The sequence below is a fragment of the Reichenbachiella sp. genome (genome assembly GCF_039941815.1).
Lineage (GTDB): Bacteria > Bacteroidota > Bacteroidia > Cytophagales > Cyclobacteriaceae > Reichenbachiella.
On sequence record NZ_JBDVDW010000061.1, the window covers coordinates 1 to 18712 of the forward strand.

Below are 18712 nucleotides of genomic sequence, written 5' to 3' on the forward strand. Positions count from 1 at the left end.
AAGCTATAAAGCGCAAAGAAAGAGGCACTTATATTGAAGAGGCATAGCACCGCTATGGTGATTCAATAAATATATGTTAAGTGTCTATTTCAAAGTGCTTTATGATTGGAATAGATTATCTAATGCATATTTCAGGTTTAACTCAAGGGTAACCCATGACAGCCTAACTCAAATTTTACCTTCATTTCATAACCCTTTTTGGTGGTATCTACCTACTATCAGGTAAGCTTTTCTATACCTCTAATGGGGTATCAATCTGGTTTCTATAGCTAATACTATTGTATAGTTATTATCAACAACTAGAAATCATATAATGGAAAAACTACTAGAATTTAATCAGACCATTGACGGATGGATCCTAACCGAAGGCCCTCCAGATATAACCGGGTATGAAAAGTATGGTGCTAATCCAGGTCCACTTATCAAACTAGATGATGTTTCTTTTGCCGCTGTTCCTACCCAGACTGTAACTCCGGCCTCTAGCACATCACCAAATTTTGTGGTGGCTAGTCATAGTGGAGATGGACAGTGGGATGTCTTTCCAGGCCATCCATTAGGCTTGAATCTTACGACCCCTTTCAATTGCGACATTCAACTTGAAATTGAACTTTCTGGAAGTGGTAATGGAGGCACCTGCGAGGTGAGTGTAAATGGATCTTCTGTTGGGACAGTGAATTACCAAGTCGCACCCTCTACGCAGACGATACAAATTCCAAGCAGCTTCATGCAACAAGACACTGGTACAGGCCAAGGAAATGTGAACTCAATCTCAATTAGTCAAACGACTACATTAGGTGGTTTCACCGTGCAAAGTGTCACAGTTTCTTCTGTTGCTCAGCCATTGACCGCTCACGCGCAGTGGTTTCAATTGGACAATGGCACGGTACCAAAAGCTAAAGACGACTCCATACAGGTATCGAAATCAACCACTACTGGTTGCACGAATACTACTTCTCAGGCACAAACGTTCACTAAGAGTTTAAACATAAGTGCCAGCGTAAGCCCAGGAGGAGTACTAAAATGCCTGGGTCTGGGTCTCACAGTAGCTTTTGATCAATCTAGTTCCAGGACATCTGGAAGCTCGATTAATATTGATTCGTCTGTGACTTATAAATACCAGGGGACAGTGACTTCATCATCAGAAGGACCCACTACCTATCAACTCTATCAGCTGAGGCTGATTTATGCCAACGGAACTGATATGGTAGCTGTCAATCAACAAACTTTTATTCTTAACGCAATCGTAACTAAATCATAACAAGACCGAAATGAAAACTAAAAACAAACAACTCAAGTTGAACAAGCAGAATCTCATGATGAGAAAAGCAGGCCTATACCTGACTATGATCATCATGGTGCTAATCACGCTTCCATCTGTATCCTACGGGGGGCAGAATTGGACGCTCAGCATTACCAACAACAATTCTGCTGCTGCCTACTATCAAGGATACATCAATGAAGCTTGCTGGTATCCTATGGATTTTAGCAACGCCTTTACTATTGGTAAGAATTCCACTGCCGTTAAAAACACAGAAGAAAAATGGGCCGTATTTGAAGATTGCGGTGGAGGCGATAGTTATATCACACTCAATTTTTTGGTCTTTGGATCTAACGGGTACGCTGCCGCCATTACAGTCACGCTGGTAGATACCTATGAGCATGCGCCACCTGCGTCCAATCCTATCAACTGCACCTCAAATGGTTATGGGCAAAATACGGCAGTAGGATGGGCCTGGGTAAACGGTGCCCCACCTGGAGCCTCAGATCCGATAATTACCTGCGGCAAGAGCGGTGATTCTTCTACTACCAATGTGCAGCTTACCTTGCCAACTTTTTAATGCTCTGGTGTAAGTAACTCATAAGAGGAGAGTTTTGGCTCAGCAGCCACCCCGAAAACTATCAGTACATATTTTCCAACCGTCGTTTAGATAGCACAAGGTTTATAATAGAATCTTGCGGTTCAAACGGCGGTTTTTTTGTATTAATATCTATGTCAGAAATCATTAAGAATAAGTCAGGTTTTCTAGAAAAGGCTTATTCACTGGCTTCCTTGGGGAATCCAAATAGAGAAAAAGACTAAACTTTTTGTTGGAACCTGATTAGTAAAATCATTGCTTCGAACGAAAATATTTACCTGTGGCAATGTTTTCAAAAGACTTTTACCGAAATTGAGTCATTAACTGAAAATGAGGCTTACCCTCAACCTATATTTTTTTAATTAACCATAATTTCGATAATGGAAAGTGATTCAAATAGTGGCGGACCAAAAACAGGCCTAATTGTAACCATCGTGGTTGTAATCATTGGATTGGTAGGAGCGTGGTACTGGTTCATGTACGTACCTGAGCAGGAAGCAAAAGAAAAAGCACGTCAAGAGCAAATAGCAAGAGAAGCCGCTGCAGAAAAGAAGAAAAGACTCCAGGAGCGAGCAGCTAAAAGGAAAGCTGATTATGAAAGGTTGATTCAAAAAGGCGATGGGGAATTTGAAGAAGAGAGTTGGGAAGCCGCCAAGTCCTCATACACATCAGCATCGTCTCTGTTGCCCAAAGAACAATACCCTAAAGATCAGCTTGCTATAGTAAATGAAAAACTGGAGGATATCGCCAATAAATTAAGAGGTGGAATAGTTGAAATCATTTCTTCAGCCACCGGACGGTTCTATATTGTGGTCTCTAGTAGTATAGATGGCGATCTGGCAATGGACTATTGCAATGAGCTGGCTGCAGAAGGAAAAAACGTAAAAATGATAGAACCTTACGAAAATAATCGATTCTATCGGGTGACTCTTGGTGACTATGATACTAGAGACCAAGCCACAAGCTCTTCCACATCCATCAGTACAGCCGATGGAAATGACCCTTGGATATTGAAGTATTAATTTGAATCCAGATACAATCAATTCTTTGTAGCTGATGTAGTGTGATCATGGATCCAACTGATCGTACGTTGCGAAAATGACCTCAGTCCGTAGCTGTAAGTGAAGGCTGCTACTTGTCTTAAACTAATTCTGTTCACAGCACAGTGAGTTGAAAATCACTGTTATTCGGTATTGAATTAGGTTATAATTATACGGACATTTACTTGCCCATTATTATATGTGGGCGGGACGCATCACGTAATCAATCATCAACCATGAACACGTACTACTCTAAACTCATTTGCATCAGCCTTCTTTTAATTTCTTTTTACGCCCAGGCCCAGCTCAAGGTGAATATGGTTTCTACCAGGACCTATGATAATGTAAAATTGCTATTTGGAAATCCCGATTATAGATTCAATGAATATACAAATTGGGATATTGTCAACTATGATACAGCTGGTAGAGTGCTAACTACTAAAAAATGTGTACCCGTTCAAGGCACGCGACGAAAATGCGAGGTGGTAAAATACACCTATGATACCTTGGGTCGATGGACGATTACAGATTATCTCAACGAAACAATGAATGCAGACAACATTCTTTTGGTCACTCAAAGGCAATTAAAAAGGAGGTATAATGGATTGGACTCTTTGAATTACGTCCAATGGGATTATGACGTAAACGGGGCGTTGACGGAGAAAGTCATCAGCGTATATGTCGGTTTTAGTCGAATCAGAACAAAGTCATTCTATTCCAATCAGGGTCTGCTCAAATTGCTTGTGACCACGACTCATGATCCATCGAATAGACCAATCAAACAAGTGCACTTTGATGGTACAAAAAATATCCTGATCATAGATTGGGAATATTTAAACAGCGATCAATTGGAAATAAAACGAACCAAAGACCTTCTTATCAGTAGCGAATACACCAGAATTGATTCAATACACTATTTGAATGACGCCAGATTCTCTTTTCAGAAGTACTACAAACTCACAGGCCCAGGTACTTATACGCTACAGGACGAGCTCCGCTATAACTATGGAAATGCAGGTGCTATCATCGTAGACTATCGCAAAGGCAAACAATTGAACCGGAAGATTTGGCTATCCAAAGATTATTATCTCGATGAGGTAGAAGACCGCTTACAGCGAGAAATCAACTATGAAAATAACTCTGTGAAGAGTGATTTTCAACATGAATATCAGTTTGATGATAAAGGGATATGGCTACAATCGCTTCGTTACCTACCTCTTGGACCAGGCCATGTACGCGATCCTAAGCAATTCAAAATCCGGACGGTTACCTATTGGCCGGATTCTTAATTTGACAATTTCACCGGAAAGACGAGTGTCGTTCGATAATAATTATGGGTTCGCCAAAATGATTATTCGCCAGTCTGACGAGCTAGTTTGACAGCTTCACCGAGCTGAAACACAGCAAGCGCATAGAGTGAACTGTGGTTGTAGCGAGTGATCACATAGAAGTTTTTGAATGTGACCCAATACTCCTGGCTGCCATCATCCATTTCCATGACCTGAAGAGAGACCAATTCAGTAGGATCGACTGGTTTCACCGGTTCATATCCTTTCTGTGTGTAATACGAGATGGTATTTGATGGTTTTATACTTTGCTTGGATAAGTCCTCAGAGTGGTTATTTTTTGTGGCTTGTACCGCGACTAGTCCTCCGGTGTTCCATCGATGCACTTTGAGATAGTTAGCTACACTCGTGATACCATCTTCGACTTGATTGACCAGGTCTGCGCCAGTCTCAAGGTCATAGCTTTTCGCATAGGCGAGGTAACTACTCGGCATAAATTGTCCAAAACCAATGGCCCCGGCATACGACCCTTTGATGACCAGTGGATCGAGTCCTTCTTTTTCACAGAGTTCAAGGAATTTTCTCAATTCTGCTTTGAAAAAAGATGACCTTCTAGCATATCCAAAAGCCAAAGTGTACAAAGCGTCTAACACCCGATAGGTACCCATGCGTTGTCCAAAGTAGGTCTCTACGCCTATGATACCAATTATGGCTTCTACAGACACACCCGTTTCTGTACTTACCTTGCTTAGGGCAACTTCATTTTTCTCCCAAAACTCTACCCCGGCATTGATTCGTTCGGGAGTCATGAATATTTTGCGATAGCGCTCCCATGTCATCGTCTTTTCGGCAGGGCGCGTCATTTTCTCAATGACCTCTGGTAGAAATTTGGCTTGGGATATAATATCATCAACCTCTGTCAGAGGTCTTTTTTGCTGATAAGCACTCTGGCGGACGAAGTCATCCACATCCGTTTGGTTGACCTGTGCATGACCGATCTGCGGATGAATCAATCCCAAAGAAAGTAAGACGAATAAATAGAACCCATTGGTAAGCATTGACTGGATAGATCTCATAAATGGATATGGGTTGATTTATGTAGAATGGCGATTTGCACGATAGAATTTTGTTTAAAGTACTCGTAAACGAAAGTAGAATATCCAATTATCAACTACAAATCTCTAGCAATACGAAAACTGATAGACAGCCGTGCAATAATAACAATGGAAGTGTTATATAATGTCCTACGTTATGTTAATGCAAGCTTCGGTTCGGGGTTGGCAAAAGGGGAGAGGAAAGGTGAATGTGTGCGATGCAAAGGTGTAAATTTGCATCTTCTTGTCGTATAAGCATGACATTCATTGTAGATTCTCTTTTTCAAGAGAATCCTTTTTCTCATTCTTTGAAGCCTTGGATATTCGGAATGTCCACTTTAGGTTAAGTTTAAAAGAAAAAATAATTGCTAGTTCAATGGCAAATGATAAAGCAATTGCCATTATTGGATTTGTATCAGAGGCATAACTAATAAGAAAGTGCAAAAGAATAGAAAGTAAAATTAGTAACCCGGTAAGTTTTCCCCAAGAAACCAGAACTTTTAATCTTTCCTCATGAAGCCAACTTTTGAATTTTTCATCTACAAGTTGTTTCGTTAAACCAATATTTGAACGTGCTAATTTTTCGCTTTCACTTTTGAATTTAAATTTCGAGGTCTTATAATCTTCTAATTCTCTTTCCATGTCAAGTTTTGAGGCTTCATAAGCTCTCCGAATTTCCAAAGCTATTTCATCATCAGATAATCCAGAAAACCTAAGTCTATTTACCCTTTGCGCTACTTCAACTATCATATTGTTTGGTAGTCTTTCAATTCCGATTTTAGATTCCAGGATAAAGTACAAGTCCTCCATTCTAAATGTATCTTTTTCGGGAGTTAATGAGGATTGTACTATCTGAGCAAAAAGAGGAGCAAAGTTCGAAGCAGTATTTGTAGCGCCGCCATTGCTTATTGCCAACATTTGAATAAAAGAATCAATTCCTATAGCAAGAGGGTATTCATCTCTAATTAGATTCTCATTTGAGTACTCTCGAATTGTACCGTCTTTGGTTAATATCCAAACAGGGCCATTAGATCTTAAGAATTTTGCTCCTCCGATGAGGCCCGCATCATGAACTTTAGGTTTATCACGCTTTGGTTGACCTGTTCTCCTTCTATGAATAGTATCAATCTGATTTTTTACTTTTTCATCGTTACCAGACTTTTCTATTTTGTCAACGAGTGGCTGATAATCTTCATTTTTGAGCTCAAGGCTCTCGCAAATAAATTCTGGCAAATCGGACAACTGCTTAAAATAGCGTTTAAAATCCTCTATGGAGCAACATTTCCTTTTTAAGGCTGTATTAATAAATGGACAATCAGATTCTTTGAATATTTCAATATCAAACTTTTCTAATGCCGTAAGAGTTGAAATTCGTTTATGATCAAGTGCTCTTAAATACTCTTCTTTACTAATTTGAAAGTAAATTGGCTTTATGTTAAGTTGCTCAAAGGTTTCTTCTATTGCTCTAAATGCATCATATAGAGAATGTGCTTCTAATTCTAGGATCATCAAGATATTCGTATCTAAGACAAAAGTTGAATTCTTGAATAGATCGAAACTTAGGTCATCTGCAAAGTTCCTGGCAGTTAAAAGAGTAGAAGCAAACATTGAACAACCGTAATACCAAAGCAGTTCGTTGTCTTCGCCCCGTCCGCTTTCCAAAAAACCAACGAATTGTTTTTTTAGCCAGCTCCGATCTGTTTCAACAATATCAATTTCTTCAAAACTAGATGATAGCAAATTTTTAATATTCGGAGTTTTCTTATTACCATTTACCCTTCTACTTCGCAAATCATTTATCCAGTCATATCGATAATCCTGAAAGAACTTAATTATCAATTTTTCGAACCAATCTTTTATTATCTCAGAATCTGATTCCGAACTTCCAAACCAGTGATTTAGGACTTGGTCTTTATTTTGGCCATGTATACTAGCTTGTTTTTGAATTTCATCTCTATGGTTAGGGTCTATGTAGTATTCACCATTTTTGTATTTTATTCTACGTTTGCTTCTAAGGTCACCTAGAGAAGATTCAATATCTTTTTGGTTGAATTTAACCTGAGCATAGTTTTCTAGATGATGCTTTATATCCTTAAGGTTGATTTTACTTCCGTTCTTAGTGTTTAAAAAAATAATCTTAATAAGAATGTCAGCCATAGCTTTTTTAGTCAATGACTGAAATGCTCCATCATGTTTGATAAAGACGGTATGTAAATCTTGGGTGGTCATACTTTATTATTAAATTTCTCTTTGATTCACATATTTGCAGGAAGTTGAGAGATTATCTCATTCGAATCCATTAATATAGTAAATTGAACTAAAATCTGACATAAAGTACGGAATATTCTCATTTAATAGCAAATTAATCAAGTGATAAATGTGAATTATTCTCAATAGAAATAAATTTACGTGCTTGTTTATTAGATTTATAATGTTTATTGAGAGTTTTTCTCGAAATGATGTAAATATGATTATAAAGCTATCGGTTGCTAACTTCCTTTCTTTCAATGATAAAATTGAATTGTCATTAGAAAGTTCACCGATAAAGGAATTGGTAGGTACAAACACTTTTGAACCCCCAATAAAAGGAGCCAGTTTACTAAAAAGTGTTGGCTTGTTCGGTGCAAATTCTAGCGGAAAGAGTAACGTAATAAAGACTTTAAGCTTTATGAAGTCTTTTGTTATGAATTCGTTTATTCAGATTCACGCTACGGAAAAAATTAATGTTGACTGTTTCAAATTGAATACAGGCTCTTTAAGCAAACCAAGTTTCTTTGAAATTGAGTTCATCGTTAATGACACAAAGTATAGGTATGGATTTGAGGTGGATAAGTATATGGTTAGAAAAGAATGGCTTTTCTATACTTTGAAACGTCAAGAAAAAAGGTATTTTGAAAGAACTGCCGATGAATTTGAAATCGACAACAGTTTTCGTGAAGCGTGGAATATCAAACATGAGAGTATAAGACAGAACGCTCTCTTTCTTTCTGCACTTGCTCAATACAACGGTACAATATCCAGACCACTTTATCAATGGTTTGAAGAACTAACAATTATTACCGATACCAACTATGGAGGGTATATTAACTACACTGCATCTCTTTTGAATAACCTTAAGTTTAAGAGTTACTTGAAAAAATTATTACATGCTGGCGATTTTGGATACTTTGATGTTGAGATTAATGAAACGGAAATTGACCCAAATCAATATGGCTTTCTATCTGAGGACATAAGAAACCTGGTAGTTTCCAAAATTCCCAAACATGTTGATATTAAAACAAAACATAAATCTTTTGATCAACATGGGGGAGAATCGAATGATGTATTAATGGATTTCAAGAAAGAAGAATCTCAGGGAACGCAGAAGTTCTTTGCATTGGCAGGGCCAATTATTCTAAGTCTGATGGAAGGACGTCCATTAATTATTGACGAGATAGATGCAAGACTTCATCCATTACTGTCACGAATGATTATACACTTATTTAATTCTGATGATAATCAACATGGATCTCAGCTTGTCTTCACTACGCATAATACAAGCATATTGAATATTGATATTTTGAGAAGAGACCAAATGCTCTTTGTATCCAAAACTTTATCATTTTCCTCTAAAATAGAATCGATTTATTCACTTAAGGTTAGAAATGATGCATCATTTGAAAAAGACTACTTGTCTGGGAAGTACGGAGCACTTCCTGGTGAAAATCAAAGACAACTAAAGCTTTTTAGTTAATTCATATACAGAGAGGATTGAGTGAATTAATCAAATAAAGCCAGGTTGAAATTTTTACTTTATTTTTATGTTGTTCTCACTAACAACTCTCTAATATCCACTTCCAAAATAGCAGCCATTCGCTTCATATCCTTTAGGTGAGGTTGAGATTTGTTGTTACATATTGCAGTCATCGCCGTGGTGCTGATGCCTACCTGTTCGGCAAGCCATTTTTGCGATTTACCTTGAATGACAAGGACTTCTTTGATTCTGTTAATTCGGTCTTCCATATCCTATTCAAAGCTTGAAAATAAGCACTAAAAGCCTCAAATCAATAAGTTCAACTTGACTATTTATAAGTCATACTTAACTTAATTAAAGCATTAATTTAATATTTGCTTGTTATTATAAAAGTTGAAGTTAACTTTACATAAGTTATACTTATATAATAAATATTTTCCAATATGTCGACTCCAAATGACAACTCTCAAGGAAATCAAGCCTTTGTACTCCCAAAAAACACAAAAGTGACTGAAGAGATCATATCCGAATTAGATAATATGTTGAGTTTTACACCACCCCGGCAATTGAAACATAGTCTGTTAAAGATTTATATGCTCTATTTAATCAGTGAACATGACGCGTTGCCAGGAGATTTTGAAGATATTGCCACTGATTTTTACTTTCTGGTTGAATTTTTCATAACCGCTGAAAAGGAAATGAATAAGACTCAAGATTCATAATAGAGTAGGGAGCAAGAGTTTGAAATCCTATGTCTCCAAATTAGAATTGATAAAATGAATTAAACTTTGAGAAATATGGATAACAAGATTAAGGCATACTGCAATTCATGTAGAACAGAGACTAATCATTTAGTTCATGGGAAATTTGAGTATGATAACAAGGAAGAAGAGGAAATCCATAGATATTCTATTGTGCAATGTTTAGGGTGTGATTCTACAAGTTTTCTCCATAAATGGGCTGCACCAGAAGATATCGATAGAGAGGATGATGTTGTTTATTATGAAGAACAATTCCCCAAAGATCCAGATCGGTTTCCAGCATATGAATACTTGTCTTATGATGATCAATCTGAATTACCATCGATACTGTATTATCTCTATGATGAACTTAAGATAGTGCTAGAAAATGATGCTGATACTTTAGCTGGTGTAGGACTTAGAATGGTAGTTGAGGGCGTTTGTGTGTATAAGAAAATTGCTGGACGAAACCTAAAAGCCAAAATTGATAAAATTCTTGAATTGGGATTAATCTCAGTTAATGACCATGAAATAATTGACGCACTTCGAGAAATTGGAAACATAAGTACGCATCAAATAAAAAGTCCATCAAGATCGGCATTGGAAGCTGCTTTAGAAGCTGTCAATCATCTGCTAAGAACATTGTATATCGTACAAAGAAGAACCAAAAGCCTTAGAAAGAAATGAAGTGTAATATTATGTTAAGTATAACTTTGTACGTCTAGGCGGGCTGGCAAGGGAAAATACTGAGGGTGCGGTGGGTTGTGTGTGGAGAGTGATTTATTTTGTCGCATTGGCGCGCCGTTAGATTTTTGTTTACATTTTCGCCGAATCGTCGGGCGCAATGAAAAAAGGCTACGCACCCCGGTAAAAGCCCAGCGGCTTGTGTATCACAGACAAAATCCTGATCACCACGAATGGCGTACCCGCCTGACGGCAGTCAGGTTTGAAAACGACCTGGCCGACGTTTCGGATGAACTATTACCCGAATAAGGAAACTTTGAACGACAAGCTTTGCCTGAGTTCTAGTAGGTGCCTGGTAAGGGCAGCACACGGCAGAGCGTCTACCTAAACCTCGTAATCTTATTATGACATCATAATTATAATATAGAATTATATTTCACAATGGGCAGTTGTCAAGGCCGGGATTTGTTTTACATCATTGCTGCTATCTGAAACAGTACACGAAGAATCCAAGTAAACGCTCTGTTTGGCAATAAGAATCAAAGGTTAGGGCTAGCGGTACGTTAAGCATCCAATAACACAAATTATACTTAAACGAATTGCCTGGATACCATTTTTAAAAAAGACTAATGACAATTGTTTCATTTTAGAGTCGTCCGCCCAATTATTTACCCCTTTTGCCTATCAATTCTATTCTGGTTCCTTGCCCAATGAGAGCCTCTATTTTACATTCAAACTGAATTTGTTTAGCTCTGTACTGAATGCTTTCCAAACCTTTGCCTCTGGTTACTTCGTTTGTGTCGAATCCTATTCCATCGTCTTCAATGATCATGATTAGCCCGGATTTTGAATGCTCAAGAGATACCACGATCTGATTACATTGTGCATATTTCATGCTGTTGTTGATGCATTCCTTAGCGATAAGTAAAAAATTTCGTTTGACCTTTTTTGAAATGTACAGATCAGAGTCAGCATTCACATGGGTTTTGAATTCGATGGTGTTGGCGAGACAAATAGGTTGGGCAAATTTTTGAATCCTTTCCATCACTTCATAGACGGTATCCTGTTCATCTTCCAATACCCAGATCATGTCTCGCAAGCCTACGGTAGCGCTTGTTATGGATTCTTCAATTTGCAATAAATGATCTTTGTTTTCAGGTTCGTACTGTGCCAGGTGCGTGAAGATCTTTAAGGAGTTCAGCGTGCTTCCGATATCATCATGCAGATCATTGGCGATCTCTGTCCGTATTTGTTGTTGTTTCTGGATCTGGATCATTCGGTAGCGTTGAATGAAGTAGATCAACAGCGCAACGGCCAGTAGCATGACCACTTTGAACCAGTGGGTCTGATACCACTTAGGCAAGAAGTCCAGCTTGATTTCCAAGGGTACACTATCCATACCCAACGAATTGGTTGCTTGCACCTCAAAGTGATAGGTACCGGGATTAATTCCAATCAGATCTACAAAGTTCTGATTACCCAACAGTACCCAGTCCTTGCTCAATTCTTTTATTTTATATCGATAAGTCATTCGTTGCGGGTTTTTGTAGTCCGGTGAGACAAAATTTAGTGTGGTTTTAAACGCATCATTGGGAATGGTAAAGGAGGACATGAACAAGTCAGTACTGTCTATTTTTTCTTCTGGTGTATCAACTTGAATGCCGGTGGGATACAGCACTGGAGCAGGGTTTGAAGTGGGCAGTAGATCGGTATTGATCACCGTAAAACCTCCCGGCCCACCGGCATAGATCTTATTGTCTTTTTGATAACCGCAGAATTGCTCGAATCCATTGCCATGCAAACCATCCCCTTCATAATAGGTGCTGGTTTTGCCCGTTTCAAGATCAAGTATAGACAACCCATTATTTGAGGTCATGACCATCTTTTTATCATCGACATTAAAAACCCGATAGATACAATCATTACTTAGGCCATCGTGAGTAGTATAAATTCTTTTGACATTAAACTGTTTATCTGTTTCAATCAATCCATCTCCATAAGTGCCGAGGAAATAGCTGTCTTCCGATTCGTTCATGTCCATGAAATTGTTCAGTCTCTTATTGGATATCGGTTTTTTTAAAACATAGGTGCCATGATCATTGTTAATTGGATTAAAGCGAACAACTGAATTACTGCTTAACACAAGAACATCCCTATTTCTACTTTTAAACAGGTTATTTATTGATCTTAGTTCTGGAATTTGACCTTGAATAGAATCATGATGGAAAGTAGTCGCATGATTATGATTAGTATTCCAAACCGTAAATCCTTTTTGAACGAAACTGGAGAGAATGATCAACGAATCATTGTAATTGATTGCAGCATTCAAACGATTGCCATTAAGATCAGAAGGTATGTTTTTTAAATGTACAGGAGGAACACGCTGACCATCTTTCAATACGAATAGGTCAGATGCACTTGAAACAAATACATTTTTTTCGTTATCCTTAAAAATTAGAAAGTTGGTTTTAGCCGTATCTAATTGAACAATTTGAGAGGTGAGTTCATCTATTTCGTACACACCATTGCTTCCTCCAGCAAGTATCTTATGATCTGATTCAGGAAGTAAAGCATAGAGGTGGTTGATTTTAAGATCGCTATCTTCAGACTGAGAAAAGGAGGTAAATGGGCTATTGCCATACGAAAACGACAAAAGCCCTGATTGGGTACCAAGCCATACTTGGTCGGTCGTGTCCACATAGACGATTTCAAATACATTTGCTATTCCTTGGTGAGCTTCGTCCGTGGTCACCAATCTTTGAACTTTTTGTTCCTTTAGGTTATACTTAAAAACATTGTCTGTAGTTGATAACAATAACACAGAGCCAGACACAGAAGCTAAACTCATGACTGCTGTTTCAGAAAATATTCTAGGTGTATCTCGGATTAAATTAATTTCTTCAGGAGCCTTTGCTGTCTTAAGGTGCAATAAGCCCCAGCTGCTAGCCATATAAATATGCTCACCATCTGTCACAACGTCCCAAAAAAATAGTTTCTGATCATTTCCATTATCTAGCATGTTAGCATCAAACGATTTAATGATTTCCATCGATTCATTCACTATGACAACACCACTTCCATCCATCATCAACCAGGTGTTTCCAAATACGTCGTGAGTGATTTTATTGATGTTGTATTCTCCTTTATCAACTAAACTCATTTCAATATGGTTGATGTTTAGAAAGGAATTACTTGGGATGTGATAAGCAGAGATTGTATTTAGTCCACCAATCCAAAGCACATCTTCATGAAGGCCAAAACAACGGGCCCATACTTCCGAATACGGTTGGTTACGACCATCTTGAGTAATAGCTCTTGTAATAGTTCTACTCCTTAGGTCAAAAGCGCAGACTGGTCCGAAGGCAGTTTGGACCCATAGCAGGGATCTTTTATGATCTTCGATCAAGTCCTGAACCAAGCTACCCCCGATATTTTGATTAGAATCTGATTGGTTGGAAAAAGTCAGAAAGTAACTTCCATCAAAGACATTTAACCCTTCCTGGGTACCGATCCAAAGAAAACCATACCCATCATTTTGTATTTTGGTTACGTAGTTACTACTCAAGCCATTATTCTGCCTAAATTGAGATAACCTAACCGATTGCACTTCCTGGGCGGACGTGGTGAGATAGGCGAATAAGAAAAGACAGTTAGTTGCTATTGATCGGTTGGATAACATTTTAAATCCTTAAGATAACAAGCATATGGCAACTAAAAAAGAATGGACAGTTTTATACCTGGCTCAAATTAAAAACGCAACAGACAGTAGGTATTTCAAACTTTTTCTTAAAGAAATAACGGAGGTCAAGTTAAGTTCGAAAATCGAGGTGATCTTTTGTATCAACTTCAAACTTAAATATGTGCCGCCCTTAATTAAGGACAGCTTGCAAAACCAAATTGCAGATAAAGATAAATTCACTACCCTAATACTTAAGCTGACGCCTAATGGCACAAATAATAATGGTTTTAGCCTCATAAAAGAAATTCCTGATTTTGACATCACATGTCCGGAAGATATAGGAATGCACTTTATTCGTCTGACTAAAAGTCAATATATAGCAAAAAAATATTTGCTGTCTACATGGGATCATGGAAATGGATATTCAATCTTCGAGGGAAGCCGGGAAACGAAGGGTGTAAGCTTAACTATGCGAGGACTAAATCAGGCAATAAAAATTGGGCTTGGTGATAAGAAAAAAATGGACCTCCTGATTATGAATAATTGCTGGATGCAAATCCTGGACACCCCTTATGCGCTTCAAAATTCAGTAAATTATTTGGTGGCTCCTCAAGACGAGGTTTGCCTTGATTTTTTTGATTACAAAAACATATTTCGGATTTTGGGAGAGTCTCCTAATATCTCCGCACATAATCTAAGTAGCGCAGCTGTACACTCTGTGCGAGAAGAATTTGAATGCGCAATAAAAGACTTTTCGGTTAGTGCAATGGACCTGGCTGAAGTTGATTCATTCTTTAAAACTCTAAATTCACTTGCGATTGGATTAAAACAGGAGATGAATATAAATACAGGGCAAGGTGATGTAAATCAGGACTTTATAGACAAAGTTGGGTACCACTTCATAAAGGCTCGTAGGCTTGATACTGGCAATAGGTATATTGATTTGTATTCATTGCTCAATACTTTACTAAAAGTATTGCCGTCAAAGGAGGCACGATTGTGCCAAAGTTTGATAGATGGGTATAAAAAATTGGTAATTGCTTTTCAGACTAATTATAATAATAACAGTCAGGACGAATGGCACAGACCCTATGGTATTAGTCTATACTGCCCATATTCACTTCCGTCTTCACGAGAAGCTATGATGATGCCTAGAATTTTTCAACCAAAAATTAGTAGACATATAAAAGACACTGATTTCAAACAAACGGATTGGGGAAAGTTGATGACCGACATAGATGACCTCTAGAGAAGGCATTGTAAACTTCTGGTAGATTTGGATTGTACCATATTTTCATTCAAATGTTTGGTAGACTAAACTTCCTTCCAAAATTCATTAGATAAATTTGGAAGGAAGTTATGAAGCATTTCTTTTTCAGTGACCACTACCTCCAGGTGCTTTTGCTCCTACTTGAAGTTTAATAAAAAGGGTTGATACTTTAAACTCTTCGTTATATTTAAGTTTAAACTCACTGCCCCCTTCTTCATATGTGTTCGGTAAAAAGAGTGTTTTATCTTTTAAGTCGTGCAAAAAGTCTGCATATTCCATAGTTTCTGTTGATGAGCCTTGCGGTGCTGTATTGATTTCAAACTGCGTTTTGAAATATGCCTTGCCATCAATATCGACCACCTTTGCATAAGTTTTTTGTTTGTTAGCTTCTCCCTCATTTTGGTGAAAAAAAACATCTTCGTCAAGTTTTAGTCTTACTTTCATGATTGTATCAGCCATAATAGTATTTGTTTAGGTTATAAATAATTTATTAAATAGTTACTAATTCTCTTCTGATGGCTTCCATAGCCATACCTACTCGGCTTTGTACGTTGAATTTCTGGAAGACTGATTCTCGATAGCCATCAATGGTTCTCGGGGCTTTGTTCATTTCTCCGGCGATCTGTTTGTAGGTTAGGTCACTGCAAGCATATTGTAAGAAAATGAGCTCCAATTCGGTCAACGATACCTGATCTTTGGCCTGTCCATGTATCAGCATCCGTCGATAGCGTATATTCAAAGCATCGGCATTGTAGTAGCCCTTTTCGCTGATTTCTTTTAGAGCCATTTCCAGTTCGGCCGGATGAATGTCCTTCAATAGATAAGCACAACACCCGGCCTTGAGCATACTGATGATCGTCGTATCATCGTCTTTCATAGAAAGGGCAACCACTTTGATATCTGGGTATTTTTGCTCCAAGACTTTGGCCGTGGCCACCCCATCCATCACCGGCATGTTTACATCCAAGAGCACGATATCTGGAAGCTGAGACTGTAGTTCCAACTTATAGAGGAAGTCCCGTCCGTTCAGACCATCCAGCACCACAGTAAATTCTGTAAACCGGTCAATCAGTTCTCCCAGTGATTTTAGGAAGAGCTGCTGGTCATCTGCTATACCAATCTTTACATTCATGTTATTGGAGTCAGTTAAGTTGGTGAAGGAGTATCAATTTACATCTTCAGCCAGTCAATGCAATACTAGCCCTTTCAATAATTCTGTATAAGGGGAATTTTCCCGTATTCATTTCTATTTGATTCTGATGTGTAAAAACGGGAATTTCCCCGTGGTCGATAGGTGAAAAAACACCTTGATTCACTTTCGAAGTTTTTCAAAGTTTGTGATAGGCAATGGCTGACCTGAATTGATTGAAGATTGCCTAAAATAATTGGTCCAATTTAAGCAAAGCATAAAGTAAACCTAAACTTAAAAAGACATGCCATACACCTTATTAAATGAGCACAAATTCAAAAGAATTTGCAACCAGGAAAGATTTAAGGAAGCGAATCAACCCAGGTTCGATCGGTTGACACGACGAGAAATGGAGATCGCTTCTCTGGTCGTTCAGGGATATAAGAGCTTACAAATCGCCGAGGAGTTATTCATCAGTCGCTATACTGTAGAGCAACATCGGAAAAATGTTAACAGAAAACTCCGGGTACATTCTCATTCTGAATTGGTGCAATATGCCTTGGCTTTTGATCTGGTGTAAGTCATCTGGCAGCTAACCCCCTATAATACCATCTAAGTAAATGATTTTTATACCTTAAATAACTAACCAATGAATATACCTACACAAAAACAATCAATTAACCAATGGCTACGGATCGCTTCAATTCTGTTGGTACTGCTGAGTCTTATTGAAGTTTCGATAGCACAAAATGAAGTAGTTGTTGAAATTGATGCGACAACCAAAATAGTCAAAAAGAAACCACCCTTTGATCAACCATTTGTTATCAAAATCATAAGACCATCAAAGGAAAAATCGATAGAGAAAGTCTTTCTTTATGAGTCATTTGTTAGAAACGGCGAAAAGACACCGTTGGACAGAAAAGGTGAACTCGGTCGGAAATTACCTGTAAGTGGATTTGAAGAAAAGGATGATGCGCTGTATATATATGTTGAACCAATTAAACCCAACGTCTACTTAGAGCTGATCATACGTCATAAGATTACGGGGGAGGGTCTGGGAAAATTACTCTCAATCAATGGAGCCTTAGCGAGCGGCAACGCAGCTGAAATTGCAAAGGCTGAGACATCATTTGATGAACTTGCTAGTGGTCTCGATGATGTATCAACATATGCAGATTTTCCGATTTCTGCCTTTGGTGCAAATGGATGGACCGACGGCAACTTTTGGCAGGATTATAAGACATTCTATCGCGGCAAATTGAAGCCGTTTTATGATGCTACAATGGCTTACAATTTTAATATTACCGGAGCCAATTTGACTTCAATCAAACTTACAGCACTGGCAATAGGCGCCAAAAACTCGGGTATGACCTCCAAGGAACTCAATCAATTTTCAGCATTGGTAAGAGATGGCAAAGTGGCGGATCTGTTGAAAGGAACGCAACCGTTTGACCCAAGCAGTAATGCGACTAAAATTGATGATTTTGACTTTGCGGCAAGGACAAAGACATTGGGCCAGACCATCATGGAACTTCAGCAGATCATAGTATTTTGCGAGGGTTATTATTTGATCTCAAACAATGCTATCAGAGCAGCTAATAAACCTATCATAGATGACTTGAATGCACTTCTTAGTAAGTTGAAAACCAATGCAGCCTTTTTGCAAAAAAATCAGATAGCAATTGTCACAGCAATTCAGAAGGAGAAAAACCTGAGATATGCGGAAGCATTTATTTTGGATAATCAATTTGCAGACCTGAAAACTGCTTCCGGTTTTAGGGTAGTCCCTGATTTTGGAATCGCCAATATTTGGGTCAATGGAAATGAAAGTAATGAGGTCTATCAAAGATTCTATTTCGGAGTCAACATCACACCGAGGCCCGTCAACAAACAAATCAAATTCAGAGAATACAAGGATTCAAACTTGTGGAGAAGATGGTCCTTCAGTTTGGGTGTCACGTCGAGTAGTCTACCCGAGGGTGAATTCGAGGATTTGTATAAAAGTTCGTCACTCTTAGCTGGGATTAATTTCAGGGTTTTGAGGGGGCTGTATATATCATCTGGAACGGTAGTGCTCAGACGTAAGGATCCTAATCCCATTATCACAGATACAAATGTGATCATGGCTCCTTTTGTCGGTATATCTCTCGACGTAGACATCAACAATGCAATTTCTTCTATCACAGGTAAATTTCTTTAAT

The 18712-nt window shown here is 38.2% G+C and carries 16 protein-coding genes; 10 read left to right on the forward strand and 6 right to left on the reverse strand.

Going from position 1 to position 18712, the window contains the following annotated elements; translation table 11 throughout:
* Nucleotides 1–313: 313 nt before the first annotated feature.
* From ABJF11_RS14120 to ABJF11_RS14135, 4 genes are all read left to right on the forward strand, one after another.
* Nucleotides 314–1258: a hypothetical protein gene (locus ABJF11_RS14120; protein ID WP_348120523.1), complete on the forward strand. Its 945-nt coding sequence runs from the start codon at nucleotides 314–316 to the stop codon at nucleotides 1256–1258.
* A gap of 10 nt (nucleotides 1259–1268) precedes the next feature.
* Entirely contained in the window at nucleotides 1269–1838 is a 570-nt protein-coding gene (locus ABJF11_RS14125) for a hypothetical protein (RefSeq protein ID WP_348120524.1), read from the forward strand.
* A gap of 398 nt (nucleotides 1839–2236) precedes the next feature.
* Nucleotides 2237–2878: an SPOR domain-containing protein gene (locus ABJF11_RS14130; protein WP_348120525.1), complete on the forward strand. Its 642-nt coding sequence runs from the start codon at nucleotides 2237–2239 to the stop codon at nucleotides 2876–2878.
* Between the two features lie 254 nt (nucleotides 2879–3132).
* A complete protein-coding gene (locus ABJF11_RS14135; RefSeq protein ID WP_348120526.1) occupies nucleotides 3133–4185 on the forward strand; it encodes a hypothetical protein in 1053 nt (350 codons plus the stop codon).
* 62 nt (nucleotides 4186–4247) lie between these two features.
* On the opposite strand, the gene mltB is transcribed toward ABJF11_RS14135, so the two are convergent.
* Nucleotides 4248–5258 carry a lytic murein transglycosylase B gene (mltB, locus tag ABJF11_RS14140; RefSeq protein WP_348120527.1) on the reverse strand — a complete coding sequence of 337 codons (1011 nt, stop codon included), beginning with the start codon at nucleotides 5256–5258 and terminating at the stop codon, nucleotides 4248–4250.
* 282 nt (nucleotides 5259–5540) lie between these two features.
* Entirely contained in the window at nucleotides 5541–7505 is a 1965-nt protein-coding gene (locus ABJF11_RS14145) for a hypothetical protein (RefSeq protein WP_348120528.1), read from the reverse strand.
* Between the two features lie 238 nt (nucleotides 7506–7743).
* Here ABJF11_RS14145 and ABJF11_RS14150 point away from each other — a divergent pair, with 238 nt between their 5' ends.
* Complete coding sequence (locus tag ABJF11_RS14150) at nucleotides 7744–9009, forward strand: ATP-binding protein (protein WP_348120529.1); 1266 nt, start codon at nucleotides 7744–7746, stop codon at nucleotides 9007–9009.
* Nucleotides 9010–9074: 65 nt separating this feature from the next.
* On the opposite strand, the gene ABJF11_RS14155 is transcribed toward ABJF11_RS14150, so the two are convergent.
* Nucleotides 9075–9278, reverse strand: coding sequence for a helix-turn-helix transcriptional regulator (locus ABJF11_RS14155; protein ID WP_348120530.1), 204 nt, complete (start codon nucleotides 9276–9278; stop codon nucleotides 9075–9077).
* Nucleotides 9279–9452: 174 nt separating this feature from the next.
* Here ABJF11_RS14155 and ABJF11_RS14160 point away from each other — a divergent pair, with 174 nt between their 5' ends.
* Nucleotides 9453–9731 (forward strand): hypothetical protein, encoded by a 279-nt coding sequence (locus ABJF11_RS14160; RefSeq protein ID WP_348120531.1) that lies wholly within the window; start codon nucleotides 9453–9455, stop codon nucleotides 9729–9731.
* A gap of 75 nt (nucleotides 9732–9806) precedes the next feature.
* Nucleotides 9807–10436 carry a DUF4145 domain-containing protein gene (locus ABJF11_RS14165; protein WP_348120532.1) on the forward strand — a complete coding sequence of 210 codons (630 nt, stop codon included), beginning with the start codon at nucleotides 9807–9809 and terminating at the stop codon, nucleotides 10434–10436.
* A 661-nt stretch (nucleotides 10437–11097) separates the two neighbouring features.
* Here ABJF11_RS14165 and ABJF11_RS14170 read toward each other — a convergent pair.
* Nucleotides 11098–14112, reverse strand: a complete 3015-nt coding sequence (locus ABJF11_RS14170) for a triple tyrosine motif-containing protein (RefSeq protein ID WP_348120533.1) — start codon at nucleotides 14110–14112, stop codon at nucleotides 11098–11100.
* Between the two features lie 25 nt (nucleotides 14113–14137).
* On the opposite strand from ABJF11_RS14170, the gene ABJF11_RS14175 reads away from it, so the two are divergent.
* Nucleotides 14138–15361, forward strand: a complete 1224-nt coding sequence (locus ABJF11_RS14175; RefSeq protein WP_348120534.1) for a clostripain-related cysteine peptidase — start codon at nucleotides 14138–14140, stop codon at nucleotides 15359–15361.
* 126 nt (nucleotides 15362–15487) lie between these two features.
* Here ABJF11_RS14175 and ABJF11_RS14180 read toward each other — a convergent pair whose 3' ends face one another.
* On the reverse strand, nucleotides 15488–15841 hold the full coding sequence (locus tag ABJF11_RS14180) for a hypothetical protein (RefSeq protein ID WP_348120535.1): 354 nt from the start codon (nucleotides 15839–15841) through the stop codon (nucleotides 15488–15490).
* A gap of 31 nt (nucleotides 15842–15872) precedes the next feature.
* Nucleotides 15873–16514: a response regulator transcription factor gene (locus ABJF11_RS14185; RefSeq protein WP_348120536.1), complete on the reverse strand. Its 642-nt coding sequence runs from the start codon at nucleotides 16512–16514 to the stop codon at nucleotides 15873–15875.
* A gap of 301 nt (nucleotides 16515–16815) precedes the next feature.
* Here ABJF11_RS14185 and ABJF11_RS14190 point away from each other — a divergent pair, with 301 nt between their 5' ends.
* Together ABJF11_RS14190 and ABJF11_RS14195 are read left to right on the forward strand one after the other, a co-directional pair.
* Nucleotides 16816–17091, forward strand: coding sequence for a helix-turn-helix transcriptional regulator (locus ABJF11_RS14190; RefSeq protein WP_348120537.1), 276 nt, complete (start codon nucleotides 16816–16818; stop codon nucleotides 17089–17091).
* 69 nt (nucleotides 17092–17160) lie between these two features.
* Nucleotides 17161–18711: a hypothetical protein gene (locus tag ABJF11_RS14195; protein WP_348120538.1), complete on the forward strand. Its 1551-nt coding sequence runs from the start codon at nucleotides 17161–17163 to the stop codon at nucleotides 18709–18711.
* Nucleotide 18712: the final 1 nt, after the last annotated feature.

Bases quoted from the DNA above. Each gene is read 5' to 3' on its own strand.
- ABJF11_RS14180 (WP_348120535.1), bottom strand. From the start codon at position 15,841: ATGGCTGATACAATCATGAAAGTAAGACTAAAACTTGACGAAGATGTT.
- ABJF11_RS14145 (WP_348120528.1), bottom strand. From the start codon at position 7,505: ATGACCACCCAAGATTTACATACCGTCTTTATCAAACATGATGGAGCA.
- ABJF11_RS14165 (WP_348120532.1), top strand. From the start codon at position 9,807: ATGGATAACAAGATTAAGGCATACTGCAATTCATGTAGAACAGAGACT.
- ABJF11_RS14135 (WP_348120526.1), top strand. From the start codon at position 3,133: ATGAACACGTACTACTCTAAACTCATTTGCATCAGCCTTCTTTTAATT.
- ABJF11_RS14195 (WP_348120538.1), top strand. From the start codon at position 17,161: ATGAATATACCTACACAAAAACAATCAATTAACCAATGGCTACGGATC.
- ABJF11_RS14170 (WP_348120533.1), bottom strand. From the start codon at position 14,112: ATGTTATCCAACCGATCAATAGCAACTAACTGTCTTTTCTTATTCGCC.
- ABJF11_RS14190 (WP_348120537.1), top strand. From the start codon at position 16,816: ATGCCATACACCTTATTAAATGAGCACAAATTCAAAAGAATTTGCAAC.
- ABJF11_RS14185 (WP_348120536.1), bottom strand. From the start codon at position 16,514: ATGAATGTAAAGATTGGTATAGCAGATGACCAGCAGCTCTTCCTAAAA.
- ABJF11_RS14125 (WP_348120524.1), top strand. From the start codon at position 1,269: ATGAAAACTAAAAACAAACAACTCAAGTTGAACAAGCAGAATCTCATG.
- mltB (WP_348120527.1), bottom strand. From the start codon at position 5,258: ATGAGATCTATCCAGTCAATGCTTACCAATGGGTTCTATTTATTCGTC.
- ABJF11_RS14120 (WP_348120523.1), top strand. From the start codon at position 314: ATGGAAAAACTACTAGAATTTAATCAGACCATTGACGGATGGATCCTA.
- ABJF11_RS14130 (WP_348120525.1), top strand. From the start codon at position 2,237: ATGGAAAGTGATTCAAATAGTGGCGGACCAAAAACAGGCCTAATTGTA.
- ABJF11_RS14150 (WP_348120529.1), top strand. From the start codon at position 7,744: ATGATTATAAAGCTATCGGTTGCTAACTTCCTTTCTTTCAATGATAAA.
- ABJF11_RS14175 (WP_348120534.1), top strand. From the start codon at position 14,138: ATGGCAACTAAAAAAGAATGGACAGTTTTATACCTGGCTCAAATTAAA.
- ABJF11_RS14155 (WP_348120530.1), bottom strand. From the start codon at position 9,278: ATGGAAGACCGAATTAACAGAATCAAAGAAGTCCTTGTCATTCAAGGT.
- ABJF11_RS14160 (WP_348120531.1), top strand. From the start codon at position 9,453: ATGTCGACTCCAAATGACAACTCTCAAGGAAATCAAGCCTTTGTACTC.